This window comes from Clostridia bacterium (assembly GCA_028698525.1).
In the GTDB taxonomy this organism is placed as follows: domain Bacteria; phylum Bacillota; class Clostridia; order JAQVDB01; family JAQVDB01; genus JAQVDB01.
The window spans coordinates 21,377-28,635 of record JAQVDB010000019.1; the positions used below are offsets into that span (position 1 = coordinate 21,377).

Here is a 7,259-nt window from a genome sequence, read left to right on the forward strand (position 1 = left end):
GTAAATGTAACCCCCTAACGCATATTCAAACCTTCATGTATTTTCTTATAGATAAAACACTTCCTATAGTACCTATCGCACATCCTACAACTAAAAAACTGCAAAAAATATCTCTTATAACATCTTCTAATCTCAACATATTTATCATGCCTACCATAGAGCCAAATCTTGAAACAGCATAATTATATGCAAAGCTTATGAGTAAAGTACTTATTATCGTAGATATGATACCTATCAATAATCCCTCCAAAATAAACGGCCAACGAATAAACCAATCAGTTGCACCTACGTATTTCATTATTTGGATTTCTTTTATTCTAGACATCAAAGCTAACTTTATTGTATTGGATATTATGACTAAGGCAATAACGGTCAAAACGATTGTAATTACAAGACCCGCCCATCTAGTTATCCTAGCTAATTTTGAGAGTGTTTTAACAATCTGTTCTCCAAATTTAACCTTGTCCACTCCCGGTTTATTCTCTATGCTTTTGGATATCCGACTAGCATATTCCGGTTTATCTATCTTCAATATAAAAGAATTGGGCAATGGGTTTTTGTCACCTGCAAACCCTTCTAGCAAATCTTCTTTTTCTTTTAACCAATCTTTCGCCTTTTCCAATGCCTCTTCTTTAGATTCAAACTTTACCTCATTGACACCTTTGGTATCTTCTAATGTTTCTCTCAATTCCTGTATTGTATCAGCGCTTACCTCTTCCTCTAAAAATACGGTAATTTCTACTTGAGATTCCATATTCAATACAATATTATTGACATTCATCAAAGTCAACAATACAGTGCCTACTATAAAAAGTGCAGCAACCACTGAAACAACTGCTGCAAACATCATCACCCTGTTTCTCCAAAGGTTAGTAAAACTCTCTTTAAAAAAATATTTAATAGTCCTCAACTTCACTGTCGTACACACCCTTTTCCATGTCTCTTACTATAAATCCTTTTCTCAATGTTATTACTCTTTTTCTCATCAAATTTACTATGTCTCGATCGTGGGTGGCAATAATAACAGTAGTACCTCTTCTATTTATATCAATGAGCAACTTCATTATCCCCCATGAGGTATCCGGATCTAAATTACCTGTAGGTTCATCAGCTATCAAAATAGAAGGATTATTCACAATAGCTCTTGCCAACGAAACTCTCTGCTGCTCTCCTCCTGACAGCTCAGACGGATAATTGTTTGCCTTCTGTCCCAAACGTACCATATTTAAAACCATTGGAACTCTACGCTTTATATCCTTACTTGAGGCCTCCACTATTTCCATCGCAAAGGCCACATTTTCATATACAGTCTTGTTACTAATAAGTCTAAAATCCTGGAACACCACCCCCAAATTTCTCCTGAAATATGGTATTTCTCTCCTTTTTAATTGAGATAAAACAAAATCATTTATTATTATTTCCCCACTTGTAGGGGTAATCTCTCTCAACAATAACTTTAAAAAAGTGGACTTCCCTGCACCGCTAGCCCCCACTATAAAAACAAACTCTCCATTATCTATCCTAATATTTATATTAGACAATGCTTCTGTATTATTGGGATATACTTTTGATACATTATATAGCTCTATCACTTATGACCTCTCCTATCAAATCCCTCATTTTATTAAATTCGACGTAATCTTAATAAATCCTTCATTTTTTTTAATAAAAATTTAACTTTTATTTAAAATTATTTTTTATCTTCTTTATATTTTATATAATTGTTTATCATCATTATCAATTTAAAAGTCACAGCATCATCAAAATTTCTCAAATCCAGACCTGTGATCTTTTGAATTTTATCCAACCTATATACAAGAGTATTTCTATGAATATAAAGCTGTCTGGAAGTTTCACTGAGGTTTAAACTATTTTGAAAAAACTTTTCTATGGTCAAATACATTTCCTCATTTAAAAGCTTATCTTTTTCCTTTCCAAATACTTCGTTGTAAAAGGACAAACATTTTTCTAAATCAAGACCATATAACAGTCTCTCTAACGTAAGCTGTTCATATGCAAAAACATCTTTGTCTCTGCTGAATATAGTTCCTATGTTTAATGCAAGTTGAGCCTCCTGGTATGATGCGGATAAATCTTTTATATTGTCTTTTATCCTTCCGATACCTACACTGGATTTTATAAATGTTTCATTCAATATGCTGCTTACGATAGCTTCGCCTACCTCTAACATTTCCTCATTGCTGGCACCCTCATCATTAAATGTCTTTATAAGTACAAACATATCATCGGAAATAGACACAATAAAATCGTTGGAATTTTGTGCAAAGGCCTTCACCAGCATTTCTTTAATAAGGCCTATATTTTCATTCCGCGAAACAAGTCTTATTATTAAAATACATCTTTTGATTTCGGCCTTTAAGTTATATTCCTTCAAGTATCCATATAATTCTATAGGGTTCATCTGACCTAAAATAATCTTTTTAAACACGCTTTTCTTAGCAAGCTTGGTATTGGCCGACTTTAGATTGGCTTCTATAATGCCTTTTATAAAGTATGCGTAATTCTGAACCTCCTCTGAACAATTATCTAACTGTATAAATAAAGCTCTTTTTCCACCTGCTGATAATCTCTGATATGTTTTGTTGTCATATACAACCATATCCTTATCTAGATCGAATCTTCTATTTGCAATATTTGTATCTATCAGGCTCGGATTGTATCCATGCCTGCTAGTACATACTAACTTTCCTTTTAAATTAAATATATCAATATCATACCCGATCTTTTCAGCCGCATCTTTTATAATTTTATTTAATTTTGCCTTTGTTAACATAATTACATCACCCAATATATTATAAATAATAAACTAAAAAAAAGAAAGCAAAACAACAAAATTTAATTTTATTGTTCTGCTTTCTGCACTGTAATATTCTCTGTATCATTACATTATCTATTTAATATTGTTTCTTCTGTGTCTTTGTCAAAAAGGTGAATCTTGTTTGCATTCAATGCAATATCTATAGTATCTCCAGTTCTTGCAGTTGATCTTGGATCTACTCTTGCAACCATATTATTGCCGTTAATAATTAGATACAGATAAGTTTCAGAACCCATCAGCTCAACTACTTCCACACTAGCCTTAACGATAGTTTCTGGTGAATTCTTCAAGAATATTTCCTCATCATGCAAATCTTCAGGTCTTATTCCCATTGTCACTTCTTTGCCTATATATGACTGATCCTTTAATTTCTTGACTTTGCCTTCTGGAAGAGGAATTTTATTTTTGCCAAATTGTACACAAATAACATCGCCTTCTTTAACCAGTTTAGCATCTGCAAAGTTCATCTGAGGACTTCCAATAAAACCTGCCACAAATTCATTATCAGGAACATTATACAAGTTTTGAGGTGTATCAACTTGCTGTATAACACCATCTTTCATTACTACAATCCTTGTACCCATTGTCATGGCCTCTGTCTGGTCATGGGTAACGTATATAAATGTAGTCTGCAATCTCTGATGAAGTTTTGTAATTTCGGTTCTCATCTGTACCCTTAATTTTGCATCTAGGTTTGAAAGAGGCTCATCCATCAAGAATACTTTCGGTTCACGCACTATTGCACGTCCTAAAGCAACTCTCTGTCTTTGACCACCTGACAAAGCCTTTGGCTTTCTATTCAACAAATGCTCGATATCCAATATTTTTGCTGCTTCTTTAACTCTTCTGTCGATTTCAGCTTTAGGAGTCTTTCTCAATTTCAAGCCAAATGCCATATTTTCATAAACTGTCATATGTGGATACAATGCGTAGTTTTGGAAAACCATTGCTATATCTCTATCTTTTGGAGCAACATCGTTTACTAATTTATCTCCTATATATAGTTCCCCTTCGGTTATCTCTTCCAATCCTGCAACCATTCTCAAGGTTGTAGATTTTCCACATCCAGAAGGCCCAACCAATACTATAAATTCCTTATCCTCTATATCAAGATTAAAGTTATCTACAGCTTTAACGTCTCCAGGATAAACCTTCTGAATGTTTTTTAACGTAAGACCTGCCATTTAAACCCCTCCAAATGTTTTAGTATACTATTATTATAAGTGTACAAGCAAAATAAAACTATTGATATAATAAACAAAATTTTAGTAAAGCTTTTTGTGTACTTTTTATAAACTGCAATATGCAGTTTTATAATAATGACCGCATTTTAAATATTATAATGATAGCCATTATTTTAAATCAAATGCAGGGGTAGACAAATATCTTTCTCCAGTATCGGGAAGAAATACAACAATCCATTTTCCTTGGTTGTGCGGTCTTCTCGCAATCTGTTCGGCTGCAAACACAGCTGCACCTGATGAAATACCAACTAGCAAACCTTCTAATTTTGCAAGTTGTCTCATAGTCTCAAAAGCTTGATCATTCTCTACTTTAAAAACTTCATCTACCACATTTTCATCAAATACGTTAGGTATAAAGCCAGCACCTATACCTTGAATTTGATGCAAGCCAGGTTCTCCTCCTGATAAAACAGGTGAATCTGACGGCTCAATAGCTACTATCTTTATATCAGAATTTTTTTGTTTGAGTGCCTTACCTACACCAGAAATTGTCCCTCCCGTACCTACACCTGCAACAAATATATCTATCCTACCTCCAGTATCTTCCCATATTTCTTGTGCCGTTGTATTGCGATGAATTTCAGGATTTGCAGGATTTTTAAATTGTTGAGGAATAAATGAATTGGGAATCTGTTTTGCCAATTCTTCTGCCTTTCGAATAGCCCCTTTCATTCCATTAACACCTGGAGTTAAAATCAGCTCTGCCCCTAATGCCTTTAAAAATCTCCTTCGTTCTAAACTCATGGTATCAGGCATAGTGAGAATTAATCTGTAATTTCTAGCCGCTGCTACAAAAGCTAATCCAATACCCGTATTACCACTAGTAGGTTCAATGATAACAGTATCCTTATCTATAAGTCCTTTCTCTTCAGCATCCTTTATCATTGCATAGCCAACTCTATCCTTTACACTTCCAGCAGGATTAAAATATTCAAGCTTACAAATTAATTTTGCCGCAATACCGTATTTCTTGCTATAGTTTGATAGCTCAAGCATAGGTGTATTACCAATTAAGTCAGTCAAACTCTTTGCTATTCTTGCCATATCCTCGCCTCCATTTATCATCAAATTTAAACCCAAAGAAGCCTCCTATGATAAAATATTATATCATAGGAGGCTTCTTTGCTCATCAGACGATTCATCTCACCTTATACAAATATCGCTGCTAAAATAGCTACAAAAATGATAGTTACAACCCCTTGCAATAAAGTTGCCATAGAATGTGTCTTATAAGCAGTGGTAGTATCTAAATTAGAAAACTGGCTTACAACCCAATAATAGCTATCATTGGCATGTGAAAATGTCATAGCTCCTGCCCCTGTAGCCATTACCACTAATGCCTTTGCTATAGAGCTGTCCAGCCCTAATGCAGGCAAAAGCGGTGCAACTATAGCAGATGTAGTGATCAAAGCAACAGTAGAGGATCCTTGCGCAGTTTTTAATGCAGCTGCTATTATAAATGGAAGGAATATTCCTAAGTTAAGAGTGGATAAAGATTCCCCTAAATAATCAGCTATAGGTGTAGCTTTTAAGATTGCTCCGAAAGCACCTCCGGCACCAGTTATCATTATTATAGATGCTGCATTTTTCATACCTTCTCCTACCCAACCGTTGAGATATTCTGCTTTCCAGGAAGGTAGCAATCTAAACGAAATAAATATACCTATCAGAAGTGCAACAGTTGGATCACCTATAAAACTCAAAAAAGTCTTAAAATTTCCTGTCCCAAATACAGCACTTGGAAATTCTGCAATAGATTTTAATGCTATTAATATTATGGGAATTAAAATAGGAGCAAATGCGTCAAATGTGCCTGGAAGGTTTTGTTGTTCATCCTCAACATCTATCTCAATATCCGGCTCTACCCAGTAACGATTACAAAATCTTGTTGCCCAAAAATATCCTACTATTATTGCAGGTATAGATGTAATAATTCCAATACCTATCACTGTCCCTAAATCGGCACCTATCGTACCCGCAGCTGCTATAGGTCCAGGGGTAGGTGGTACTAATGTATGAGTGGCATATAATCCTGTTGATAGTGCAACCGCCATCGTTGCCATAGAAATCTTAGATTTCTTGGCCAACGATTTGTTCAAAGATGACAAGATGACAAATCCGCTGTCACAAAAAACAGGTATAGAAACGATAGCACCTGTTATAGACATAGAAAGTGCAGCCTTAGCTTTGCCCACTATTCTCAATACTGTGTTGGCAAGAGTCAGTGTTCCTTTTGATTTTTCAAGTATAGTTCCGATTATCGTTCCGGCTATTATAACTATACCAATAGAGGTCAATATTCCTCCAAATCCTCCTGTAATAGTTTTAATAATATCCAATGCCGGCATCTTTGCTAAAAACCCAACTATAAACGCAGCCAATAATAAAACTAAAAAAGGATTCATTTTAACTTTAGAAGTCATAATGATTATAAAGGCAATAGAAAGTACAAGAACTACCAAAAGCAATGGTCCTGTTAACATCGATATTACCTCCTCTAAAAGATATTATTGTTTAGATATAAATAACAAGATCAAATCATGTATCTCCCCCCTTATCCATCTTTTAGTTTACATAAAAAATTACAACATATTCTTTTAGTATGCTGCTGTTACGTATAAAATTTATAGTAAAAATTTATTGAAAATCTGATATAGATTTTATGATGTGTAATATGGTGTATATAATAGTTAAATGGTGAAATATGCAATAATACATATTATTTGATAATTCTTCCTTAACTATAATTATATTACTTTATACAAAAATATCAAGATCTGTTTTGCATTTAAAATCCTGCATGATAATATTGATTGTTTTTTAACATGGATTTTGACCGATATCCAGTTAACATTCCAAAAATAATGCATAATAACCACATATATATGCATCTTACTCAAAGTTTTATGCGAGTCACCAAAACAATGTTTGATATTTTTTTAACAATGTTATAATGAAATCGCAGTCAAAAATAATGAACAATACACAGCGGAGGTGCTTTATATGAAAGCTTTTGTAATGAAAGGCGTTGGTAAAACAGCTTTTATCGAAAAGGAAAAACCTGTAGCAGGTCCTTATGATGCTATAGTCCGTCCATTGGCAGTTGCTCCTTGTACATCTGATATACACACTGTTTATGAAGGAGCTCTGGGCGATAGAAATGACATGGTTTTAGG

Annotated in this window: 6 protein-coding genes; all 6 read right to left on the reverse strand. The window is 34.1% G+C overall.

All coding sequences use genetic code 11. The features are described from left to right. Positions 1-25: 25 nt before the first annotated feature. The 6 genes from ftsX to PHP06_04265 all read right to left on the reverse strand — a co-directional run bounded on the left by ftsX (position 26) and on the right by PHP06_04265 (position 6,566). Complete coding sequence (gene ftsX, locus PHP06_04240) at positions 26-916, reverse strand: permease-like cell division protein FtsX (GenBank protein MDD3839765.1); 891 nt, start codon at positions 914-916, stop codon at positions 26-28. Beyond that, entirely contained in the window at positions 897-1,592 is a 696-nt protein-coding gene (gene ftsE / locus PHP06_04245; protein ID MDD3839766.1) for a cell division ATP-binding protein FtsE, read from the reverse strand. Before ftsE ends, ftsX begins: the two co-directional genes overlap by 20 nt. Positions 1,593-1,690: 98 nt before the next feature. Continuing rightward, positions 1,691-2,794: a helix-turn-helix domain-containing protein gene (locus PHP06_04250; protein ID MDD3839767.1), complete on the reverse strand. Its 1,104-nt coding sequence runs from the start codon at positions 2,792-2,794 to the stop codon at positions 1,691-1,693. Between the two features lie 113 nt (positions 2,795-2,907). Continuing rightward, a complete protein-coding gene (gene ugpC, locus PHP06_04255; GenBank protein ID MDD3839768.1) occupies positions 2,908-4,023 on the reverse strand; it encodes a sn-glycerol-3-phosphate ABC transporter ATP-binding protein UgpC in 1,116 nt (371 codons plus the stop codon). 168 nt (positions 4,024-4,191) lie between these two features. Beyond that, positions 4,192-5,127, reverse strand: a complete 936-nt coding sequence (gene cysK / locus PHP06_04260; protein ID MDD3839769.1) for a cysteine synthase A — start codon at positions 5,125-5,127, stop codon at positions 4,192-4,194. A 104-nt stretch (positions 5,128-5,231) separates the two neighbouring features. Continuing rightward, positions 5,232-6,566: a GntP family permease gene (locus PHP06_04265; GenBank protein ID MDD3839770.1), complete on the reverse strand. Its 1,335-nt coding sequence runs from the start codon at positions 6,564-6,566 to the stop codon at positions 5,232-5,234. Between the last annotated feature and the right edge of the window lie 693 nt (positions 6,567-7,259).